Here is a 22,152-nt window from a genome sequence, read left to right on the forward strand (position 1 = left end):
CACAAGGAGAGTGTGCCCCCATGACTCAGAACAGCCCCGCGAACGGGTGCGACAGCAACCACTTCGACGTGATCATCCTCGGCTCGGGCATGTCCGGCACCCAGATGGGGGCCATCCTGGCCAAGCAACGGTTTCGCGTGCTGATCATCGAGGAGTCGTCGCACCCGCGGTTCACGATCGGCGAATCGTCGATCCCCGAGACGTCCCTGATGAACCGCATCATCGCCGATCGCTACGGCATTCCGGAGCTCGACCGCATCACGTCGTTCTATTCGACGCAGCGTTACGTCGCGTCGAGCACGGGCATCAAGCGCAACTTCGGCTTCGTGTTCCACAAGCCCGGCCAGGAGCACGACCCGAAGGAGTTCACGCAGTGCGTCATTCCCGAGCTGCCGTGGGGGCCGGAGAGCCATTATTACCGGCAAGACGTCGACGCCTACCTGTTGCAAGCCGCCATCAAATACGGCTGCACGGTCCGCCAGAAGACGAACGTGACCGAATACCACGCCGACAAGGACGGCGTCGCGGTGACCACCGCCCAGGGCGAACGGTTCACCGGCCGGTACATGATCGACTGCGGAGGCCCCCGCGCGCCGCTCGCGACCAAGTTCAAGCTCCGCGAAGAGCCCTGCCGCTTCAAGACGCACTCGCGCAGCCTCTACACGCACATGCTCGGGGTCAAGCCGTTCGACGACATCTTCAAGGTCAAGGGGCAGCGCTGGCGCTGGCACGAGGGGACCTTGCACCACATGTTCGCGGGCGGCTGGCTCTGGGTGATTCCGTTCAACAACCACCCGCGGTCGACCAACAACCTGGTGAGCGTCGGCCTGCAGCTCGACCCGCGCGTCTACCCGAAAACGGACATCTCCGCGCAGCAGGAATTCGACGAGTTCCTCGCGCGGTTCCCGAGCATCGGGGCGCAGTTCAAGGACGCTGTGCCGGTGCGCGACTGGGTCAGGACCGACCGCCTGCAATTCTCGTCGAGCGCCTGCGTCGGCGACCGCTACTGCCTGATGCTGCACGCGAACGGGTTCATCGACCCGCTCTTCTCCCGGGGGCTCGAGAACACCGCGGTGACCATCCACGCGCTCGCGGCGCGCCTCATCAAGGCGCTGCGCGATGACGACTTCTCCCCCGAGCGCTTCGAGTACATCGAGCGCCTGCAGCAGAAGCTCCTGGATCACAACGACGACTTCGTCAGCTGCTGCTACACGGCGTTCTCGGACTTCCGCCTGTGGGACGCGTTCCACAGGCTGTGGGCGGTCGGCACGATCCTCGGGCAGTTCCGGCTCGTGCAAGCCCACGCGAGGTTCCGCGCGTCGCGTGACGAGGGCGACCTCGATCACCTCGACAACGATCCCCCGTACCTCGGGTACCTGTGCGCGGACATGGAGGGGTACTACCAGTTGTTCAACGACGCCAAAGCCGAGGTCGAGGCCGTGAGCGCCGGGCGCAAGCCGGCCGGGGAGGCCGCGGCGCGGATTCACGCCCTCATCGACGAACGAGACTTCGCCAGGCCGATGTTCGGCTTCGGGTACTGCATCACCGGGGCCAATCCGCAGCTCAACAACTCGAAGTACAGCCTGCTGCCGGCGATGAAGTTGCTGCACTGGACGCAAACCAGCGCGCCGGCAGAGGTGAAAAGGTACTTCGACTACAACCCGATGTTCGCGCTGCTCAAGGCGTACGTCACGACCCGCATCGGCCTGGCGCTGAAGTAGTCGGCCGACACTTTCACGAAAACCATGGACGACGTTCAATTGGATCAAGCGGCCGCCAAGGAGCCTCTCCCGGGGGCGTACGACGCGACCACGCGCCTGGCCGCGAGCTGGTACGTCGCGATGCGCTCGGACGACCTCAAGGACAAGCCGACGGAGTTGACGCTCTTCGGCCGTCCGTGCGTGGCGTGGCGCGGCGCGACGGGGCGGGCCGTGGTGATGGACCGCCACTGCTCGCACCTCGGCGCAAACCTGGCCGACGGGCAGGTCAAGGACGGGTGCATCCAGTGCCCGTTTCACCACTGGCGGTACGACGAGCAGGGCCAGTGCGTTCACATCCCCGGCCACAGCGCGGCGGTGCGCCGGCTGGAGCCCGTCCCGCGCGGGGCGCGCCAGCCGACGTTGGTCACCGCCGAGCGATACGGCTACGTGTGGGTCTGGTACGGCTCCCCGCAGCCGCTGCACCCGCTGCCCGAAATCGCCGCGGCCGACGTCGACAACGGCGACTTCATGCACGTGCATTTCGCGTTCGAGACGACGACGGCGGTCTTGCGCATCGTCGAGAACTTCTACGACGCGCAGCACGCGACCCCCGTGCACGCGCTCCCGATCTCGGCCTTCGAGCTCAAGCTCTTCGACGATTGGCGCCCGTGGCCGGAGGTCGAGCCGCTGGCCCGGGCGGGCGCGTGGTTCGGCGCCGGGATCGACTTCACCGTGGACCGGTACTTCGGGCCCCTCGGCATGCTGTCGCGCGCGCTCGGCATGAACATGTCGCAGATGAACCTGCACTTCGACGGCTACCCCGGCGGGTGCGTCATGACCGTCGCCCTGGACGGAGACGTCAAATACAAGCTGCTCCAGTGTGTGACGCCGGTGAGCGACGGCAAAAACGTCATGCACATGCTCATCTCGATCAAGAAGGTGGGCGGCGCGCTGCGCCGCGCGACCGACTTCGTGCTGTTCGGGTTGCAGACCAGACAGGCCGCGGGGTACGACGTCAAAATCTGGAACGGGATGAAGCCGGACGGCGGCGGCGCGTACAGCAAGTACGACAAGCTCGTGCTCAAGTACCGCGCGTTCTACCGGAGCTGGGTCGACCGCGCCGCCGAGGCGACCGCTCGACCGCGCCGCCGCGAGTGAGCGGCGATGCGTGAGTCGGCGACCCCGGCAGGCTGTTGAAAGGCGTCTCGTTTTGACGGCCGGGGCACTGTTTGAAAGGGTTTCGCATGCGATTGGCTGCTGAGTTGCGGATAACTCGTCCCGGCTGTGCCCCGCTGGCGAACGGGCCAGCAGGCGAGCTGCGGTGCAACGGCCGCGCTTAGCCGGCTCATCGCATTGCCGCTTGCGGCGCCGCCGTCAGTCTTCGGGCCATTCGAGTCAGGGTGCTCGCCGCCGGACGCCGCTCAGTTGCCGGCCGGCTTGCCGGCCTGCTCGCGCGCGAGCCGCAGCTTGTCGCGCAGGCGCTGCTTGGCTTCCGGGTCCTTCGGCTTGACCCAGTCCCGGCCGATCCGGTCCCAGTCCGGGTCGTTCGGGTCCAGGCCGATGTCGATGATGTGCGGCGCCTGCGCGAGGAAGCAGCTGCCCTTGAACTGCAGCAGGTAGAAGCCGCGATGCGTGTCGAGATACTCGCGCGCGTCCTCGTAGGTCGGGAACCAGACGTTCAGGTTGAATTCGCTCGCGTTGAACTTGTAAAGCTCGGTCTCGGCGAAGTCGTCGTCGGCTTCCTGTTGCGCGCGCAACTGCCGGTTCAATGCCGGCCAGTCGTCGTGCCCCGCCTCGCGCGCCAGCAGGTCGAGATACTTGCCGGCCGGTAGCGCGTGCAGCCGCTTGCGCAGCAGCGCGTCGTTGTCGGCGCTCAGTCCGACATGCTCGCGCAGGCGCTGCACGACGGGATGCCGTGCGAGCGCGACGGAATCGTCTTCAAGTGCCTGCTTGACCGTTTTTTGCAGGCGCGCGGCCTGCAGCCGGTATTTGTCGATGGGACTGATGGTCTTCATGGTGGTATTCCGAAATGACGGGTTGCATCGACGATGCCCGCGCGGCACGCACGCATCGCGCGCGCGTGTCGCGCCCGGCCGGTCGAGTCGATTCGGAATGGAACCATCTGCGCGTGCCGGCTGCTACTCGGAAATTTAGTAGGTATTCCGATTGGTGTTTCGATGGTTAAGATGATTTGCGAGGCGAATCGATCAAGCAGCGTTGATGGCGAAGCAGGTTTCGTCATCGTCACCGCGCATCCAGTTGCAAACGCGCCTCGCCCGGCAGGCCATCGCGCCACAGTGTGCCGGACTCGTGTGAATCAATCATGTCGCGCCTGGGCCGCGCTCCCCGGATCGAATGCGGATCGGGTCGCACGGGCGGCCGGCCGTCATGGGCCCTTTTCGTCATCGAATTCGAACATTCAAGGATGGAGGCGTGGATGGAGGCTGATGTCGCAATCATGGGGGGTGGGTTGGCGGGCTTGTCGCTGGCGCGTCAGTTGCGGCTCGAGAAGCCGGACATCCGCATCGTCGTGCTCGAGCGCGGCAAGCGCCCCGCGCCGGAGGCGAGCTACAAGGTCGGCGAGTCGAGCGTGGAGGTGGCCGCGCACTACTACGGCGAGCGCCTGAAGCTGAAGGAACACATCGACGCGGCGCAACTGCCCAAGCTCGGCCTGCGCTTCTTCTTCCCGCACGGCGACAACGGCGACGTCACGCAACGGCTCGAGATCGGGCCGAGCGACTATCCGACGGTGCCGAGCTACCAGCTCGACCGCGGCCGCTTCGAGAACTACCTTCACGACCAGGTGGTGGCCGACGGCGTGACCGTGTTCGACCGCGCCCGCGTGCAGCGCGTCGAGCTGCGCCCCGGCGATCGCCACGAGATCGGCTTCGTGCACGGCGACGAGGTCAGGACCGTCACCTGCCGCTGGGTGGTCGACGCGGCCGGCCGCAGCAAGATCCTCAAGCGCAAGCTCGGGCTCGAGAAGGACGGCAACCTGCGCAACGGCGCGGTGTGGTTCCGGCTCGGCGCCGAAGTCGACATCTCCGACATGAGCGACGACGCCGAGTGGCGCGCGCGCACCGGCCCGTCGCGGCGCTTCAGCACCAATCACTTCATGGGGCCGGGCTACTGGGTCTGGTTCATTCCGCTCGGCTCGGGCTCGACCAGCGTGGGCATCGTGTTCGACAACACGATGCACAACGTGAAGGAAATGAACTCGTTCGAGAAATCGATGAACTGGCTGCGCGAGAACGAGCCGCAGTGCGCGGCGCTCGTCGAGCGCTATCGCGACACGCTGCAGGACTTCCTCTGCTACCAGGATTACTCGTACAGCTGCAAGCAGGTGTACTCGGCCGATCGCTGGTGCATCACGGGCGAGGCGGGCGTGTTCATCGATCCGTTCTATTCGCCGGGCAGCGACTTCATCGCGTACAGCAACGAGTTCGTCGGCGACCTGATCCTGCGCGACCTGCGCGGCGAGGACGTCGCGCCGCTGGCGCGCGCCTACGACCGCGTGTTCCTGCAGCTCGCCGAGATCGTGTTCATGCTCTACGAAGGGCTCTACCCGAAGTTCGGCAACGGCTTCGTGATGACGCAGAAGATCCTGTGGGACAGCGTGATCTATCTCGGCGTGACGTGCCTGCTGTACTTCAACCGCAAGTGGCACGACCTCGCGTTCCTCGGCCGCATCGACACCGAGCTCGCGCGCTACAACGACCTGCTGCGCTCCGTGGCCGATCACTTCAAGCGCCAGCCGATCCTGCACGACGCGTCGCTGGCCGGCGAATACGTCGACCTGACCAAGACCTACCTGTTCGGCCGCAACCTGAACCAGGAACTGCTGATCGAGTACACCGACGACGACGCGCTGATCGCGAAGCTGCGCGAGAACATCGGGCTGCTCGAGGAGCTGGCCGTCAGCATCCACAACAACGTCGACATTTCGCGCAACCTCCAGCCGCTGCGGGCGGCGGAACCTGCGTGAAAGGAGGGGACATGTCGCCGTTCGAGAAAAACCTGACGATACGCAGGGCCGTACTGGACGTGATGAAGCAGGGGGGATGCTACCGGCGGATCATGGACGGCGGCCCCGAGCTCGATCGCGTGAAGGAATTCCTGCTGCGCATGGCGCGGCCCGAGCACGGCGAGCGCCTGCCGAAGCAGCATCCGACCTTCCTGCCGATCTTCCCCGGCCTCGACAACCGGCCGATGCGCAGCCCGGAGGGCGACCCCGTGGCCGACTACCTGCGCGCGGCGACGCCCGCGATCCGCGACGAGGCGCTGCGGCTGCGCAGCCGCGTGCTGTCGTTTACGGGCGGCGTCGTGACCGACGGCGCGTGGCTCATCTATCCGCTCTGGTACATGGGCACGCAGCTGCCGTTCATGACCATGCACTGCCCCGAGCTGAAGCGCATCGCCGCCGGGCTGCCGCGCTGCGGCATCGCGCATCCGTTCTCGGAGGCGCTGCTGTCGTGGCAGGAGCCGAACACCCATCTCGGCGCGCACTGCAGCGTCGATTCGCTGCGCCTGCGCTACAGCGTCGGGATCATCGTCGACGCCGACTGCACGCTGCGCGTCGGCGAGATCCGCAAGCAATGGCAGGTCGGCGAATCGATCGTGTTCGAGGACTGCTTTGAGCACGAGGCCTGGAACGGCCCGAAGAGCCGCCTCGTGTTCATCATCGACACGTGGCATCCGGACTTGAGCGAGATCGAGCGCGACGCGCTGCAGGCCATGTTCCGCAAGCGCGAGGTGCGCGACATCCTCTGCGAGTTCCGCATGTCCGAGCCGATGCGGCCGTTCCTCGCGCAGCGCTTCGCCGAGGAGGATCGCGATCCGGCGCTGCGGCGCTACTGGGATGCCGACGCGTCGATCACGGCGCCGAGGATCGAGGACTGGGGCACCTGGGACACGGTGCCGGTGTTCTCGTGACGCGCGGCCCGCGCGCGGCGCCGGCCGGCGCCGCCGCGGAACGGTTCGATGTGCCCGCCGCCGCGGCGTAGCGGCGGCTCGGAGTGGGGAGCGTCTGATGGCTGGTCAGGATATCCATGCTTGGTTTCATGCGCCGATCGATCCGGCGCCGGGCCTCACGCCGCGGGCCGCGCTGGTCTGCTTCCCGTATGCGGGCGGCGGGCCGTCGGCCTATCACGCGTTCTGCCGCGCGCTGCCGCCGCAACTGCGGCCGCTGGTGGCGCGGCTGCCGGGCCGCGAGGCGAGCCGGCAGATGCCGCCGCTGACCGATCTCGACGACATCGTCGCGCACCTGGCCGATGCGCTGCGCCCCGCCGTGGGCGATCTGCCGATGGTGTTCTGGGGGCACAGCATGGGCGCGCTGGTCGCGTTCGAGGTGGCGCGCCGGCTCGGCGGCGAGGCCGGCCCGCGCAGCCTGATCGTGTCGGGCTGCAAGGCCCCGCAGTTGCCGCGCGCGCCGCGCCCGGTGCCGGTGGAGGCCCTCGACGACGCGCGTTTCGTGCAGCTGCTGCAGGGCTACGGCGGGATGCCGTCCGCGATTCTCGATAATCCGGACCTGCTCGCGCTGCTGCTGCCGCAGATCCGCGCCGATTTCATCGCGATGGACGGCTATCGCTACCGGGCCGGCGCGCCGCTCGAATGCGACCTGCTGTGCGTGAACGGCACGTCGGACCATCTGGTCGGCCGCGATGCCGCGCGCGCGTGGGCCGCACAGACGTCGCGGCACGCTGCCTGTGAATGGCTGCCGGGCGGGCATTTCTTCATCAACGAAAGCCGCGCCGCGCTGGTGCGGCTGATCGTCGATGCCGTCGAGGATGGCGTCGTGCGGTCGGATGCGGCGTCGACGCGGGGTACATGACATGCTGGAACTCGTCAACACCTACCTGCACGGCTTTGCCGCCGTCCCGCTGCTGTCGGCTTGCCGCGCGCTCGGCATCCTCGCCGCGCTCGAAGCGGGCCCCGTCGGCGTGACGCGGCTCGGCGGCGCGCTGCGCGCGAACCCCGGCTACCTGCGCCTCGCGTTTCGCGCGCTGCACGCGCTCGACTGCGTCACGTCGGACGATCAGGAAACCTATGCGATGACGGATCGGTTTCGTGCGTTGCCGGCGCTGCCCGACGGCATCGATGCGCTTTACCGGATCGACTTCGACGCCTGTCTGCGCGACGGCGTGGAGGCGGCGCAGCTCGCGCCGTGGCTGGCGCGCTCGGCGCGCGGCTGGGACACCGGCGACGCCGACTGGGCGCGCCTGCTCGACGGCGCGCTGACCGTGCCGCTGCTGCTCGCGCTGGCCAAACGCGGCGCCGGGCGTGACGGTGGCGACGGTGGCGACGGCGATGACGGCGCGAACCTCGCGACGCGCGTGCATCCGGCGCTGCACGCGATGCTGCGCGACTGGCTCGACGCGCAGCAGCTGCTGGCGCCGGCCGTACCGGCGCGGCCGCTCGCGCTGAACGAACGCGGGCGGCATCTGTGCGAGCGTGCGCTGACGATGGGCGTGACCGCTTCGTACCGGCCGCTGCTGATGGCGCTGCCCGAACTGATCTGCGGCGACCCGCGCCGTGTGCTGACGCGCGACGCCGACGGGCACGAGACCTACGTCGACCGCACCCTCAACGTGATCGGCAGCGGCTTCCAGCACGGCAAGTATTTCAGCGATCTCGCCGATCTCGTGGTCGAGCTGTTCGACCGCGAGCCGATCGACGCGCAGCCGCGCTATATCGTCGACATGGGTTGCGGCGACGGCGCGCTGCTGCGGCATCTGTACACGGCGATCGCGACGCGCTCGGCGCGCGGCCGCTGTCTCGACCGGCATCCGCTGCTGATGATCGGCGCCGACTACAACCAGCGCTCGCTCGACGCCGCCGGCCGCACGCTCGACGGGCTGCCGCACCTGCTGGTGCACGCCGACATCGGCAAGCCGCGGGCGCTGCTCGACGTGCTGCGCGAGCACGGCATCGACGATCCCGACGCGATCCTGCACGTGCGCTCGTTCCTCGATCACGACCGCCCGCTCGACCTGACGGCCGAGGCCGCCGACGCGGCGCAGCCGCCCGGCGACGATCACGTGTACGTCGACGCGCGCGGCAACTGGCTGCCTTCGGCGCGCGTCGCGCGCGACTTGCGCGAGCATCTGGCACGCTGGGCCGGCATCATGGGCCGCCACGGGCTGATCGTGCTCGAGGTGTTCGCGTTGCCGGTGCGGCTCACGCGTGAGTATTTCAGCCAGACCGAGAGCTTCAGCTTCGACTTCTATCACGCACTGTCCCGCCAGGCGCTCGTCGATGCCGGCACGTTCCACCAGGCGCTCGCGAGCGCGGGGCTCTATCCGGACCGCGATTCGCTGCGCCGCTACCCGACGGTCACGCCGTTCTCGCGGATCGTCCTGCAGCGCGTCCACCCGAAACCGTTCGCGATCCGCGCGATGACGCCGGACGATATCCCGGCCCTGCTGGAGATCGACGCGCGCTGCTGGCCCGAGCCGCTGCGGCTGTCGCGCGCCGCGATCGAGCGGCGCCATCGCACGTTCGCCGAGGGGCAGTTCGTGGTCGAATACCGCGGGCAGGGGGCCGGAGTGCTCGCTGGTGTGCTCTATACGCAGCGCATCGACGATCTCGATGCGGTGCTGCGCGTCAGGCACGCCGACTATGCCGACGCGCACGTCGCCGACGGCCGCTACTGGCAACTGCTCGCGATCAGCGTGCATCCCGATTTCCAGTCGCTCGCGCTCGGCGATCAGCTGCTCGAACACGCGCTCGACCTCGCCGCGCTGACGGCCGGCGTCGAAACCGTCTACGGCATCACGCGCTGCCTGTCGTTCGCTTCGCAGTCTGAAACGATGGCGCGCTATATCGGCCTGCGCGACGCGCACGGCCAGCCGGTCGATCCGCTCTTGCGCTTTCACCACCTGCATGGCGCGACGATCGAGCGCGTGGTGCCGGGCGCACGCCCCGAGGACGTCGACAACGGCGGCGACGGCGTGCTGATCCGCTACGACCTGTCGTCGCGGTTCCGTGCGGCGCGTGCGCAGCCGGCGCCCGCCGCCGGCGAGCATGGCCGCGAGCGCGGCACGCTCGACGTGGTGGCCGAAGCGATCCGGCGCATCATGCGCACGCCCGAGGCCTTCGCGGCCGACCGGCCGCTGCGCGAGCTGGGCCTCGATTCGATGGGTCTGATGGAGCTGCGCCTGCTGCTCGGCGCGGCGTTCTCGATCGAGTTCGATCCGGCCTCGTTCTTCACCTATCCGAGCGCGCGCGCGATCGCCGGCCATATCGACGCGCGGCTTCGGCCGGCACGAGCCGGCGCGGGGGCCGCAGCGGCGGCGCACGAGCCGCGCCGCGAGGCCGCGTCGAGCCCCTCGGCCGCGCCGGGCGGCGCGCGCGACACCGACGTCGCGATCGTCGGCATCGCGCTGCGTTTCCCGGGCGGCATCGATACGCCGCAGGCCTACTGGCGCATGCTCGACGAGGGCCGCTGCGTGATCGGCCCGCGCCCCGACGCGCGCTGGCGCGAATACCGCGACGAGCTGGCCGCGCTGGCGCCGGCGCTGCCGCAGATCCACCGGGGCGGCTTCCTGTCCGACCTCGACCGCTTCGACGCCGCGTTCTTCCGCATCACGCCGCGCGAGGCGCAGGCGCTCGATCCGCAGCAGCGGCTGCTGCTCGAACTCGTGCACGAGGCGTTCGAGCAGGCCGGCATCGACCCGGACACGCAGGCCGGGCGCGACGTCGGCGTGTTCCTCGGCGCGTACACGCACGACTACGAGGCGCTGACGCTGCGCGAGCGCGCGCTCGGCGAGATCGACGCGTGGTTCGGCTCGGGCACCGCGCTGTCGACGGCGGCCGGGCGGCTCGCGTACTGCTTCGATTTCCGCGGGCCGACGATGACGATCGACACGGCCTGCTCGTCGTCGAGCAGCGCGATCTTCTCGGCCTGCCGCAGCCTGCTCGACGGCGGCGCCGCGATGGCGGTGGCCGCGTCGGTCAACATGATGGTCGGGCCGTCGCTGAGCGTCGCGTACGGCCGCGCCGGCATGCTGTCGCCCGACGGTCTCTGCAAGACCTTCGATGCGAGCGCCGACGGCTACGTGCGCGGCGAGGGCGGCGTCGTGCTGCTGCTCAAGCGGCTGGCCGACGCGCTCGCCGACGGCGACCGCGTCCACGCCGTGATCAAGTCCGCCGCGCTGATGCAGGACGGGCGCACCAACGGCCTGACCGCGCCGAACGGGCAGGCGCAGGTGGACGTGATCCGCCGCGCGCTCGCGCTGGCCGGCTGCGCACCCGCAGACGTCGACTACGTGGAGGCGCACGGCACCGGCACGCGGCTCGGCGATCCGGTCGAGATCCAGGCGCTGCACGACGCGTACTGCGCCGGCATCGAGCGCGCCGCGCCGCTGTCGGTCGGCTCGGTCAAGACCAACCTCGGGCATACCGAGGCCGTGTCGGGCATGGCGGGCCTCGTCAAGGTGGTGCTGGCGATGCAGCATCGCGTGGTGCCCGCGCACTTGCACGTCGATGCGGTGAGCCCGCTGCTCAAGCTCGACGAACGGCGCATCGAGATCGCGCGGCAGGCCCGCGAGTGGCATGCGACGCCGGGTCGGCCGCGCCGCGCCGGCGTCAGCTCGTTCGGCTTCAGCGGCAGCAACACGCACCTGATCGTCGAGGAATTCGTCACGCCCGAGGCCGGCGACGCCGCCGCGCCGGCGCCGGCGTCGCCGCTGCCCGCCGTCGTCTCGGCCGCCACGCCCGCCGCGCTGCGCGCGAACCTCGCGGCGCTCGCCGAGTACGTCGACGCGCGCCGGGAGCGGCTCGATCTCGCCGCGCTGTCGCGCACGCTGACGGCCGGCCGCGCGCAGCATGCGCTGCGCGTCGCGTTCGCGTTCGATTCGCACGACGCGCTGCGCGAACGCCTGGCGGCGGCGCCGGCAGACGGCGGCGCTGCCGCCGACGCGCCGCGCGCGGGCCTGCGGATCGCGTTCATGTACACGGGCCAGGGCGCGCAGTATCACGGCATGGCGCGCCGGCTCGCGCAGGCGAGCCCGGTGTTCCGCGCGCATCTCGAACGCTGCGCGGCGCTGGTACGCGAGCAGGCCGGGTTCGACCTGTTCGACGTGATGTGGGGCGAGCCGCGCGCGCGCATCGACGAGACGCGCTACACGCAGGTGGCGCTGTTCTGCGTCGAGCACAGCCTTGCGCTGCTGCTGCGCGAGGCCGGCATCGAGGCGAGCGTGGTGCTCGGCCACAGCGTCGGCGAATTCGGCGCGGCGTGCTATGCCGGCGTGATGAGCGAGGCCGCCGCGATCCGCCTGCTGAGCCGGCGCGGCGAGCTGATGCACGAGGGCACCGCGCGCGGCGCGATGGTCGCGCTGCTCGCGCCGCTCGCCGAGATCGAGCCGCTGCTGCGCGGCTTCGACCGGCTGGCCGTGGCCGCGCTCAACGGGCCGCGCAACCAGGTGGTGGCGGGCGACCCGCAACAGCTCGACGCCCTCGTGAAGCTGGCCGGCGAGCGGCAGATCGCGGCGTTCCCGCTGCCGGTGGAGCGCGCGTTCCACTCGCCGCTGATGGAGCCGATCCTGAGCGCCTTCCGCGCGGTCGCCGAAGGCATCGAGTATGCCGCGCCGCGCGCGACGCTGATCTCGAACCTGACGGGGGACGTGCACACCGGGCCGCTCGGCGCCGGCTACTGGACCGATCACATCCGGCAGCCCGTGCGTTTCGAGCAATCGGTGCGCAGCCTGCTCGCGCAGGACGTCGATCTGGTGGTCGAGATCGGTCCCAAGCCGATCCTTACGCGCATGGCGCAAGCCGCCGCGCCGTCGCGCACGGTGCAGTGGCTGCCGGCGCTCGTCGATGCCGACCATCACGGCCTTGCCGCGATCTTCGCGAAGGCCAGCGAGGCCGGGCTTGCGGTCGACTGGCGCGCCTACCCGCACGAGAGCGCCGCGACGCTCGACGACTTGCCGCATTACCGCTTCCAGCGCGAGTCGTACTGGCTGCCGGCGATCGGCGCGCGGGCGCGCGAGGCGAGCGGGGCGGCGGCAGCGGTGGCGGCCGACGCGGCAATCGGCACGGCCGTGAAGACGGCCACCCACGGCGCGCCGGCCACCCGCACCGCGCCTGCCGCCCGCACCGAGGTGCGCGTCGATCCGGCACTCGACCGCGCGCCGTGGTCGCACGTGATCGGCAGCCACAGCGTGTTCCCGGCGGGCGGTTTTCTCGGGCTGGCGATCGAGGCCGGCCTGCGCTGGCTCGGCCGGCCGGCGGGCGTCGTGCTGCGCGGGCTGCGCTTCGAGCAGATGCTGCGCCTGGCCCAGGACACGGCCTACCGGCTCGAAGCGACGGCCGAGCCGTCCGAGGGCGGCCACGCGGCGATTCGCGTGCGCAGCGCGACCGGCGCCGACGGCGCGTGGACCGCGCATGCGCACGCCAGCGCGGAGCCGCTCGCCGCCGGCACGGCCGCGCCCGCGATCGCGGCGCCGGCCGATGCGCAAGCGGTCGCGATGGACGGCGCGTTGTTCTACGGGCGCGTTGCCGCGCTCGGCTACGACTATGCGCCGCCGTTCCGCGGCATCACCTGGCTGCGGCGCGCCGGCGACACGATCGGCGCCGACCTCGTGGCCGGCGGCACGCCCGAGCCGGCCGGCTACGCGGCCGCGCCGTGGCGTCTCGATCACTGCCTGCAGACCGTGCTGGCCGCCACGCTCGAATCGCTCGAAGCGGACGCCGCGCACCTGCTGCTGCCGACCGGCGTCGAGCGGCTGGCCTGGCACGGCACGCTGCCGGCGCAGCCGCGCGTGGTCTGCCGCGTGCGTGCGCATGACGAGGGCATCGAGGCCGACCTGCGCATCACCGATGCGCGCGGCACGCCGTGCTGCGAGATGGACGGCGTGCGCTTCGCGCGCGTCGATCGTCGCGGGCTCGGCGGCGCGGTCGGCAGCGCGGCTGCGACCACCGCATTTGCCGCATCCGCCGCATCGACGCTGCATGCGCCGCGCTGGCAGCCGGTCGACCTGCCGTCCGATGCGTCGGCCGACGAAGCCGGCCGGCCGTGGCTGATCGTCGGCGACGCGGCGGCGGCCGGCGACGCGTTCGCCGCCGCGCTCGCGGCGCGCGGCGCGCGCGTCGAGCGGCTCGACCTCGCCGGCGCTGACGCGGCCGGCCTCGCGGCGCTGGAGCGGCGTCTGCTCGATTACGCGGCCGCCCATGCCGAACCGTTCGGCCTGATCCATGTGCACCCGGCCGGTTCGCCGGGCGCGGCGGCCGCCGATCTGGCCGTGGTCCGTTTCGTCGCCGGCCTGAGCGCCGGCCGCCTGCATCGCGCGCTGCTGGTCACGCGCGGCGCGCAACCGGTGGCGGGCGAGGCGCCCGGCGCATCGGGCGCGGCGCTCTGGGGGCTCGGCGCCACGCTGCAGGCCGAGGCGCCGCAGCAGGCGGTCACGCTCGTCGATCTCGACGCCGGCCGGTGCGACGCGGCGGATGCCGATGCCGTGCTGCGCGCGGCCGACCACGCGGCGTCGCGCGACGCCGCGCGCTGGCCCGACCATCTCGCGCTGCGCGCCGGCCGTTGCCATCAACGCGCGCTCGGGCCGGTGCACGCGCTCGGCCCGATGGCGATCGCCGGCGACGGCACGTATCTCGTGACGGGCGGCCTGGGCGGCGTCGGCCGGCGCGTCGTCGAATTCCTGCATGCGCGCGGCGCCGGTCGCATCGTCGTGCTCGGGCGCGGCGTGCCGGCCGAGCCGCCGGCGTGGCTCGCGGCGCTCGACGCGCGCCGCGCCGCCCTTGAATGGGTGGCCTGCGACGTGACCGATGCCGCGCGGGTCGCGGCCGTGGTCGGCGCGCTGGCGCGCGAGGCCCGCATACGCGGCATCGTGCATGCGGCCGGCGTGCTCGACGATGCGCGCCTCGTCGAGCAGGACGCCGCGCGGCTGCAGCGCGTGGCGGCGCCGAAGCTCGACGGCGCGCGTCACCTGCTCGACGCGCTGCCGGCCGCCTCGCTCGATTTCGTGTGGCTGTTCTCGTCGATCACCGCGCTGTTCGGCGGCGCGGGCCAGGCCAATTACGCTGCCGCCAACGCCGCGCTCGACAGCTTCGCGCATGCGCTGCGCGCGCGCGGCGTGCCGGCCACGGCGATCAACTGGGGGCCGTGGCGCGATACCGGGATGCTGGCGCGCGTGGCGCAGCCCGACGCGACCTATGCGCGGCTGCATGCGGACCCGCTCGACCCCGCCGATGCGGCGCGCTGGTTCGACGCGCTGCTGGCGATCGACGACGCGCAGTGCAGCGTCGTGCACTGGCGGCTCGACGCGCTGGCGCAGGCGCGGCGCCTGCCTGTGCTGCTGCGCCCGCTCGCGGCGAAGGTGGCCAAGGCGGAGGGCGGCGCCGCCGCGACGGCATCGGCCGACGCCGGTTCCTACCTGCAGCGGCTCGCCGGCGCGCTGCCCGCCGAGCGTGCGGCGCTCGCGCGGCGCTTCGTCGCGGAGCAGATCGCCGCGATCACCGGCATCCCGGCCGACGCGATCGCGCCGGCGGCGCCGCTGAGCGGGCTCGGCATGGATTCGCTGATGAGCGTCGCGCTGAGCGATGCGCTGGCCGACTGTCTCGGCATCGCGTATTCGGCGACGCTGCTGTTCGATCATCCGACGCTCGACGCGCTGGCCGCGCACGTGCTGGCCGGTAACGGCCTGGCCGTGCCGCCGCCCGCGGCGTCCGCCGCGCCGGCGCCCGCCGTGGCCCCCGTCGATGCCGAACTGGCCGAAATCGAGGGATTGCAGGACGACGATCTGGCCGCGTTGCTCGGCAAGGAGTTCATCCGTGAATAAGTCCGCGTCGTCCGCCGGCTGGAAGGACGAATACCTGAGCCGGCTGTCCCGGCTGTCGAAGAACCAGTTGATGGCGCTCGCGCTCAAGCTCAAGCAGCAGCAGGTCGAGGACGGCCCCGCCGCCGAACCGATCGCGATCGTCGGCGTCGGTTGCCGGCTGCCGGGCGGCGTCGCCGGCCCCGACGACTACTGGGCGCTGCTGCGCTCGGCGGGCAGCGGCATCCGCGAGATGACGTCCGAGCGCTGGAACATGGCCGCGTACTACGACCCGGACCCGGAGGCGGGCGGGCGCATCCATACGCGCTCGCTCGGCCTGGTCGACGAAGTCGACCGCTTCGACGCCGATTTCTTCTCGATCTCGCCGCGCGAGGCCGAGTCGATGGACCCGCAGCAGCGGCTGCTGCTGGAGGTCGCGTGGGAGGCGATCGAACGCAGCGGCCACGCGTGCGCGTCGCTCGACGGGCGCCGGGTGGGGGTGTTCGTCGGCATGATGAACAAGGACTACCTGCACCTGAACGCGCCCGATGTCACCGGCGCGGACGCGCGGCACTCGCCGTACTACGCGTCCGGCGAGGCGTTCAGCATCGCGGCGGGGCGGCTCGCCTACATCCTCGGCGTGCACGGGCCCTGCATGACGATCGACACGGCCTGCTCGTCGTCGCTGGTCGCCGTGCATCTCGCCTGCCGCAGCCTGCTCGACGACGAATGCGAGCTGGCGCTCGCGGGCGGCACCTCGCTGATCCTGTCGCCGGAAGCGTCGATCGTCAGCTCGAACGCGCGCATGCTGTCGCCCACCGGGCAATGCTGGACCTTCGATCACCGCGCCGACGGCTACGTGCGCGGCGAAGGCTGCGCGGTGGTGGTGCTCAAGCGGCTGTCGCGCGCGCTGGCCGACGGCGACCCGATCCTGGCCGCGATCGCCGGCTCGGCCGTCAATCACGACGGCCGCAGCCAGGGGCTGACCGCGCCGAACACGGCCGCGCAGATCGCGCTGATGCGCGACGCACTGCGCGCCGCGAAGCTCGACGCCGCGCGCGTCAGCTACGTGGAGGCGCACGGCACCGGCACGCCGCTCGGCGACCCGATCGAGATGAACTCGATCCAGGCCGTCTACGGCGACGGGCGCCGCGACGACGCGCCGCTCGTGATCGGCTCGGTCAAGACCCAGATCGGCCACACCGAGGCCTGCGCGGGCGTGGCCGGCCTGATCAAGCTCGCGCTCTGCGTCGCGCATGGCCGCGTGGTGCCGCAGCGCAACTTCGAGCGGCTCAATCCGCACATCACGCTGCGCGACGGCGTGCGGCTCGCGCTCTCCGAGGCGCCGTTCGGCGGCGCGGCCGGCGCGCGCTACGGCGCCGTCAATTCGTTCGGCTTCAGCGGCACCAACGCGCACCTGATCGTGCGCGACGTGCCGCCGGCCGCGGCCGGCGCGCCGCCGGCGCGCGGCCCGCGCGTGCTCGCCGTGTCGGCCGCCAGCGCCGCCGCGCTCGACGCGCTGCTGCTGCGCTATCGCGACTACCTGGCCGAAGGCGAGTCCGGGGTCGAGCCCGACTGGGACGCGCTCGCCTACACGAGCCAGGTGGGCCGCAATCATTTCCGCGAACGCGTCGCGCTGACGGCCGACGGCATCGCCGGGCTGCGCGCGGCGCTCGACGCGACGATCGACGCGCGGGCCGCCGCCCGCGCCGAGGCATCGGCGCAGCGCGCGAAGGCGGCGCCGGTCGACGGGATGCGCTGGGTGTTCAGCGCGTTCGACGCCGCGCCGGCGGTGGTCGTCGAGCAACTGAAGCAGACCAGCGGCGCGTTCGCGGAACGCTTCGACGCGCTCGCCGCGCTCGCGCCGGACGGCGTGGCCGCGCGCGACGACGCGCTGGCCTACCTGACGGGCTGCGCGATCTTCCAGACGCTGATGGCTGCGGGGCTGCGCCCCGACGCGGTGGCGGGGCGCGACTCGGGCGGCCGCCTCGTCGCGGCGACCGCCGCGGGACTGGTGAGCGTCGAGACGGTGCTCGCGTGGCTGCCGCTCGATGCCGGCGCGCGCGATCTCGCGCTGGCCGGCTGGCCGCTCGCGCAGCCGGACGTCGCGCTGGTCGACGCCGGCAGCGGCGCGAGCCGCGTCGAGACCTGGCGCGATGCCACGCGTCGCCGGGACTGGCTGGCGATGCCGGCCGACGAGCCGGCCGCGCATGACGTCGCCGAGGGCGCCCTGGCCGCCGGCCGCTGGCTGGAGATCGGCGACGCCACGCTGCCCGCCGGCCCCGCGTCGCAAGCCCTGTTCTCGCGCGAGCCCGCGTCGCGCTCGTGGGATCGCGCGTGGGCCGCGCTCTACGTGTCGGGCCTGTCGCCCGACTGGTCCGCGCTGTATGGCGCGACGCGCCCGCGCCGGCTGGTGCTGCCGACCTATGCGTTCCAGCGTCGGCGCTACTGGCCGCGCAACGCGAAGGTCGCGCAGCTGCAGGCGTCGCCGCTTCAGGGCGGGGCCGAGTTCCGGCTGGTCTGGCAGGCCGCCGCGCCGACGTCCGATACCGCGCATGAGACGGCGCCCGCGCGGCGCCGCATCGTGCTGGCCGAGCCCGGCGACTGGCAGCACGCGGCAGCCTTGCCGCCCGGCGTGCAATGGCAAGCGCTGCCCGCCGGCTGGCGCGACGCGGGCGTGCTGGCCGGCGAGCTCGCCGCGCTCGCGCTCGATGCGGCGGGCGGCCCCGTCGACCTGCTGTTCTGGCTCGCGCCGTCACGCGCCGGGCTCGACGGCACCGCCCGGCAGGCCGCGCTGGCGCGCCACGCGGCTCAAACGGCGCGCGGCTTGTGCGTGATCGGCCAGACGCTGCTCGGCCTCGGCGATACGGCCGGCCTGCGGGTCGGTTTCGTGACCGAGGGCGTCGAGCGCGTCGGCGACGCTGACGAAGGCATCACGCCGAACGTCGCCGATGGCGTCGTCGCCGGCTTCGCGAAGACGCTCGGGTTCGAGCAGCCGCACTGGCGGCCGTGGGTGGTCGATCTCGACGCGCGCGCCGACGGCGCCGTGCGGGCCGCGCAGATCGTGCTCGCGCTCGACGCGGGCGACGGCGAGAACGACGTCGCGATCCGCGACGGGCGTCGCCACGTCCGGCGGCTGGCCGTCGTCGCGCCGGATGCAGCGGATGCGGCAAACGTGGCGGATGCGGTTCGCGACGCGCCTGTGCGCGGCGACCGCGCGTACCTGATCACGGGCGGCCTCGGCGGCATCGGGCTCGCGCTCGCGCGCCGGCTGGGCCGCGCCGGCGCCGGCGAACTGGTGCTGGTCTCGCGCCGCGGCCCCGACGATGCCGATGCGTGCGCCGCGCGCGACGCGTTGGCCGCCGCCGGCGTGCCGCTCACGTGGGTGCGCGCCGACGTCGCCGACCACGACGCGCTGCGCGCCGGCCTCGCCGCCGTGCGCCTGCCGCTCGGCGGCATCTTCCACGCGGCGGGCGTGCTCGACGATGCACCCTTGCAGAATCTCACCGACGCGCATTTCGAACGCGTGATGCGCGCGAAGGTGGCCGGCACGCTGAACCTCGACCGGATCGCGCGCGAGGCCGGCGTCGAGCGCTTCGTGCTGTTCTCGTCGGTGGCCGCGATCGTCGGCTCGGCGGGGCAGGCGAACTATGCGGGCGCGAACGGTTTCCTCGCCGCGCTTGGCCGCGCGCGCCGCGCCGGCGGCTTGCCGGCGACGGTGATCCATTGGGGCCCGTGGGCCGAAGCCGGGATGGCGTCGGCCGGGCGGGTGCGGCAGAAGATCGAGCGGGCAGGCTTCGTGCTGCTCGAGCCGGAGGCCGCGCTCGACGCGCTGGAGGCCGCGCTCGCGCGCCCCGAAGCCGAGGCCGTGATCGCGCGCTTCGACTGGACCCGCATCGCCGACTACCTGGCCGAGCGCACCGCGCAGCCGCTGTTCGATCTCGTCTCGGGGGCGGCGGCCCGGCCCGCCGCGAAACCCGCCGGCCCGGCCGGCGACCGGCTCGCCGATTTCGTGCGCGCGCTGCTGCAACAGACCGACGCGGCCGCGCGCAAGCAGATGGAGGCGCACGTCGAGGCCACCGTTCGCGACGTGCTGGCGATCGACGCCGGCGACGCGATCGACCCGGCGCGCTCGCTGCTGGAGCTCGGCATGGATTCGCTGCTGTCGGTCGAGTTGCGCAACCGTTTCGCCGCGCAATTGCAGCTGTCGTTGCCGGTCTCGCTGATGTTCGACTGCCCGAGCGTGGCCGCCGTGTCGCGGCGGCTGCTCGACGACCTGCGCGCGCGCGACGCCGCGCAGGCACCGCAGGCACCGCAGTCGCCGCAGCCGCCGCGGCCACGACCGGACGACGCGGCGGCCCCGGCCGCCGCGCTGCCCGTCCCGCCGCGCGCCGAAGCCGCGCGCTGCGACATCGCCGTAATCGGCATGGCGTGCCGGATGCCGGCCGGCGCGAACGACGTCGACACGTTCTGGGACCAGTTGCTGGCGGGCGCCGACATGGTCCGTCCGTTCGACGGCACGCGCTGGGACGTGTCGCGTTTCTATGCGCCGGGCTCGGCCGACGACGGCAAGATGGTCGCCAACGACGGCGGCCAGATCGCCGACGTGCACGGCTTCGACAACCGCTTCTTCGGCATCGGGGATCGCGAGGCCGAGTACATGGATCCGCAGCAGCGCATCGCGCTGGAAGTGGCCTGGGAGACGCTCGAATCGGCCGCCTACACGCCCGAGCAGCTTGCCGACGGCGCCGGCGTGTTCATCGGCCCCGGCCCGTCCGATTTCGCCGACCTGTCGCAGCGCCACGCGAAGGCGCTGGTCGGGCTGATGGGGCCCGGCCATCACGTCAGCGCGATCCCGGGGCGCATCGCGCACCTGTTCGACTGGCAGGGGCCGTGCATGGCGATCGACACCGCCTGCTCGTCGTCGCTCGTCGCGGTGCACGTGGCCGCGCAGCATCTGCGCGAGCGCGATTGCCGCGTCGCGCTCGCGGGCGGCGTCAACGTGATCCTCTCGCCGGCCAACAACATCGTGCTGTCGAAGGCCGGCATGCTGTCGCCGGCCGGCCGCTGCCGCGCCTTCGATGCCGGCGCCGACGGCTACGTGCGCTCGGACGGCTGCGGGATGGTGCTGCTCAAGCGCCTCGACGACGCGCTCGCCGACGGCGACACGATCCACGGCGTGATCCGCGGCAGCGCCGTCAATCACAACGGCCAGGGCCAGGGGCTGACCGCGCCGAGCAGCCGCCAGCAGGCGCGCCTGATCGAGGCCGCGCTCGCGCGGGCCGGCACGCGGCCGTCCGAGGTCCGCTACGTCGAGGCGCACGGCACCGGCACGCCGCTCGGCGACCCGATCGAGATGGCCGCGCTGAAGGCCACCTACGGCGCGCGTCGCGACGCGGCCGATCCGCTCTACGTGGGCGCCGTGAAGTCGGCGATCGGGCACACCGAAAGCGCGGCCGGCGTGGCCGGGCTGATCAAGGTGCTGCTGATGATGCGGCACCGGATGATCCCGCCCACGCTGCACCTGCAGACGCTCAATCCCCACCTCGAGATCGACCCGCGCGCGATCCGCATCCCGACCGCGCCGCAGCCGCTGGTCGCGCGCGACGACGGCGCGCTGACCTGCGCGGTCAGCTCGTTCGGGTTCAGCGGCACCAACGCGCACCTGATCGTCGCCGCGCCGCCGGCGCGGCCGGCCGCGCGCGACGGCCGCGGCGCGTTCGCGGTGTCGGCGCGCACGCTGCCCGCGCTCGCGCGCCTGTGCGAGCGCCATGCGCGCCATCTCGAACGCTTCGGCGCGGCCGACGCGCTCGCCGATCTCTGCGCGACGACGCTGGCCGGCCGGCGCCGCTTCGAGCACGCCGTCTGCCTCTATCCGGACAGCCTCGCCGACCTGATCGCGCAACTGCGCGCGACGGCGGCGCGGCTGCGGCGCGGGCAGGCCGGCGCGCCCGCCGTGATCGACACGCTCGCGTTGCGCTTCGTCGCCGGCGCCGCGCTGCCCGCCGCCACGCCGGCCGGCTGGCGCGGCGAGCCCCGTTTCGCGGCCGCGCTCGCGGCGGCGCGCGCGGCGCTCGCCGCGCAGCCGGGCGGGCACGCGGCCGGCCGGATCGACGCCGTGCCCGAGGCGGCGTGGTTCTGCGTGCTGCATGCGCTCGCCACCTGCGTGGCCGCGTTCGGTGTCGAGCCGGACGAGCTCGTCTATCGCGGCCGGATGTGGCTCGCGGCGGCGGCCGTCTATCGCGAGTGCTCGCTCGACGAGGCCGCGCGCCGCTTCATGGCCGCCGATCCTGCGCCGGCGCCCGAGCGGCTCGGGCGGATCGCGCTGCGGGCGGCCGACGGCGACGAACGCGGTGAAGGCGGCGGCTTCCTCGCGCTGCGCGATGCGAACGGCCGCGCCACGGGCTTTCTCGATGCAGCCGCCGGCCTCGACGACGACGCGTGGCGGCGCGCGTTCGGCGCGCTCTGGGCCGGCGCGCGCCCGGTGGACTGGCAGGCCGGCTTCGCCGGGTCCGGATACCGGCGCGTCGTGCTGCCGGCGTATCCGTTCGAGCACCGCGACTGTTCGCGGCCCGCGCGGCTCGCGGCCGGCGAGCGTTCGCTCGAACAGCTGCTGGAGGATCTGCAAGCCGAATAACCGGGCATCCGGGCGCGGTGCGCCCGGCAACTGACTTTCGCCGCCGGCA

8 protein-coding genes are annotated in these 22,152 nt (G+C 72.2%); 7 read left to right on the forward strand and 1 reads right to left on the reverse strand.

Translation table 11 applies throughout. From position 1 onward, the window contains the following. Positions 1–20 precede the first annotated feature (20 nt). Together KY49_RS14915 and KY49_RS14920 are read left to right on the forward strand one after the other, a co-directional pair. Positions 21–1,721, forward strand: a complete 1,701-nt coding sequence (locus tag KY49_RS14915) for an NAD(P)/FAD-dependent oxidoreductase (protein ID WP_042585428.1) — start codon at positions 21–23, stop codon at positions 1,719–1,721. Between the two features lie 24 nt (positions 1,722–1,745). Beyond that, entirely contained in the window at positions 1,746–2,858 is a 1,113-nt protein-coding gene (locus tag KY49_RS14920; protein WP_042585429.1) for a Rieske 2Fe-2S domain-containing protein, read from the forward strand. A 263-nt stretch (positions 2,859–3,121) separates the two neighbouring features. Here KY49_RS14920 and KY49_RS34515 read toward each other — a convergent pair whose 3' ends face one another. Then, the gene (locus KY49_RS34515) at positions 3,122–3,715 is read right to left on the reverse strand and encodes a hypothetical protein (RefSeq protein WP_052495708.1); all 594 of its coding nucleotides are present in this window, start codon (positions 3,713–3,715) and stop codon (positions 3,122–3,124) included. Between the two features lie 422 nt (positions 3,716–4,137). On the opposite strand from KY49_RS34515, the gene KY49_RS14930 reads away from it, so the two are divergent. The 5 genes from KY49_RS14930 (at position 4,138) to KY49_RS14950 (ending at position 22,103) form a co-directional block, all read left to right on the forward strand. Beyond that, positions 4,138–5,685 (forward strand): NAD(P)/FAD-dependent oxidoreductase, encoded by a 1,548-nt coding sequence (locus KY49_RS14930; RefSeq protein ID WP_052495743.1) that lies wholly within the window; start codon positions 4,138–4,140, stop codon positions 5,683–5,685. An 11-nt stretch (positions 5,686–5,696) separates the two neighbouring features. Beyond that, positions 5,697–6,632, forward strand: coding sequence for an aspartyl/asparaginyl beta-hydroxylase domain-containing protein (locus tag KY49_RS14935; RefSeq protein WP_042585431.1), 936 nt, complete (start codon positions 5,697–5,699; stop codon positions 6,630–6,632). 97 nt (positions 6,633–6,729) lie between these two features. Further along, positions 6,730–7,530, forward strand: a complete 801-nt coding sequence (locus tag KY49_RS14940; RefSeq protein ID WP_052495709.1) for a thioesterase II family protein — start codon at positions 6,730–6,732, stop codon at positions 7,528–7,530. A 1-nt stretch (position 7,531) separates the two neighbouring features. After that, the gene (locus KY49_RS14945) at positions 7,532–15,490 is read left to right on the forward strand and encodes a type I polyketide synthase (RefSeq protein ID WP_042585432.1); all 7,959 of its coding nucleotides are present in this window, start codon (positions 7,532–7,534) and stop codon (positions 15,488–15,490) included. Next, the gene (locus KY49_RS14950; protein WP_042585433.1) at positions 15,483–22,103 is read left to right on the forward strand and encodes an SDR family NAD(P)-dependent oxidoreductase; all 6,621 of its coding nucleotides are present in this window, start codon (positions 15,483–15,485) and stop codon (positions 22,101–22,103) included. Before KY49_RS14945 ends, KY49_RS14950 begins: the two co-directional genes overlap by 8 nt. The last annotated feature ends 49 nt before the right edge of the window (positions 22,104–22,152 follow it).

The organism is Burkholderia sp. MSHR3999 (assembly GCF_000833595.1).
Lineage (GTDB): Bacteria > Pseudomonadota > Gammaproteobacteria > Burkholderiales > Burkholderiaceae > Burkholderia > Burkholderia ubonensis.

Excerpts from the sequence above, each read along its gene's own strand:
- KY49_RS34515 (WP_052495708.1), bottom strand. The coding sequence starts at position 3,715 with ATGAAGACCATCAGTCCCATCGACAAATACCGGCTGCAGGCCGCGCGC.
- KY49_RS14940 (WP_052495709.1), top strand. The coding sequence starts at position 6,730 with ATGGCTGGTCAGGATATCCATGCTTGGTTTCATGCGCCGATCGATCCG.
- KY49_RS14915 (WP_042585428.1), top strand. The coding sequence starts at position 21 with ATGACTCAGAACAGCCCCGCGAACGGGTGCGACAGCAACCACTTCGAC.
- KY49_RS14935 (WP_042585431.1), top strand. The coding sequence starts at position 5,697 with ATGTCGCCGTTCGAGAAAAACCTGACGATACGCAGGGCCGTACTGGAC.
- KY49_RS14920 (WP_042585429.1), top strand. The coding sequence starts at position 1,746 with ATGGACGACGTTCAATTGGATCAAGCGGCCGCCAAGGAGCCTCTCCCG.
- KY49_RS14945 (WP_042585432.1), top strand. The coding sequence starts at position 7,532 with ATGCTGGAACTCGTCAACACCTACCTGCACGGCTTTGCCGCCGTCCCG.
- KY49_RS14930 (WP_052495743.1), top strand. The coding sequence starts at position 4,138 with ATGGAGGCTGATGTCGCAATCATGGGGGGTGGGTTGGCGGGCTTGTCG.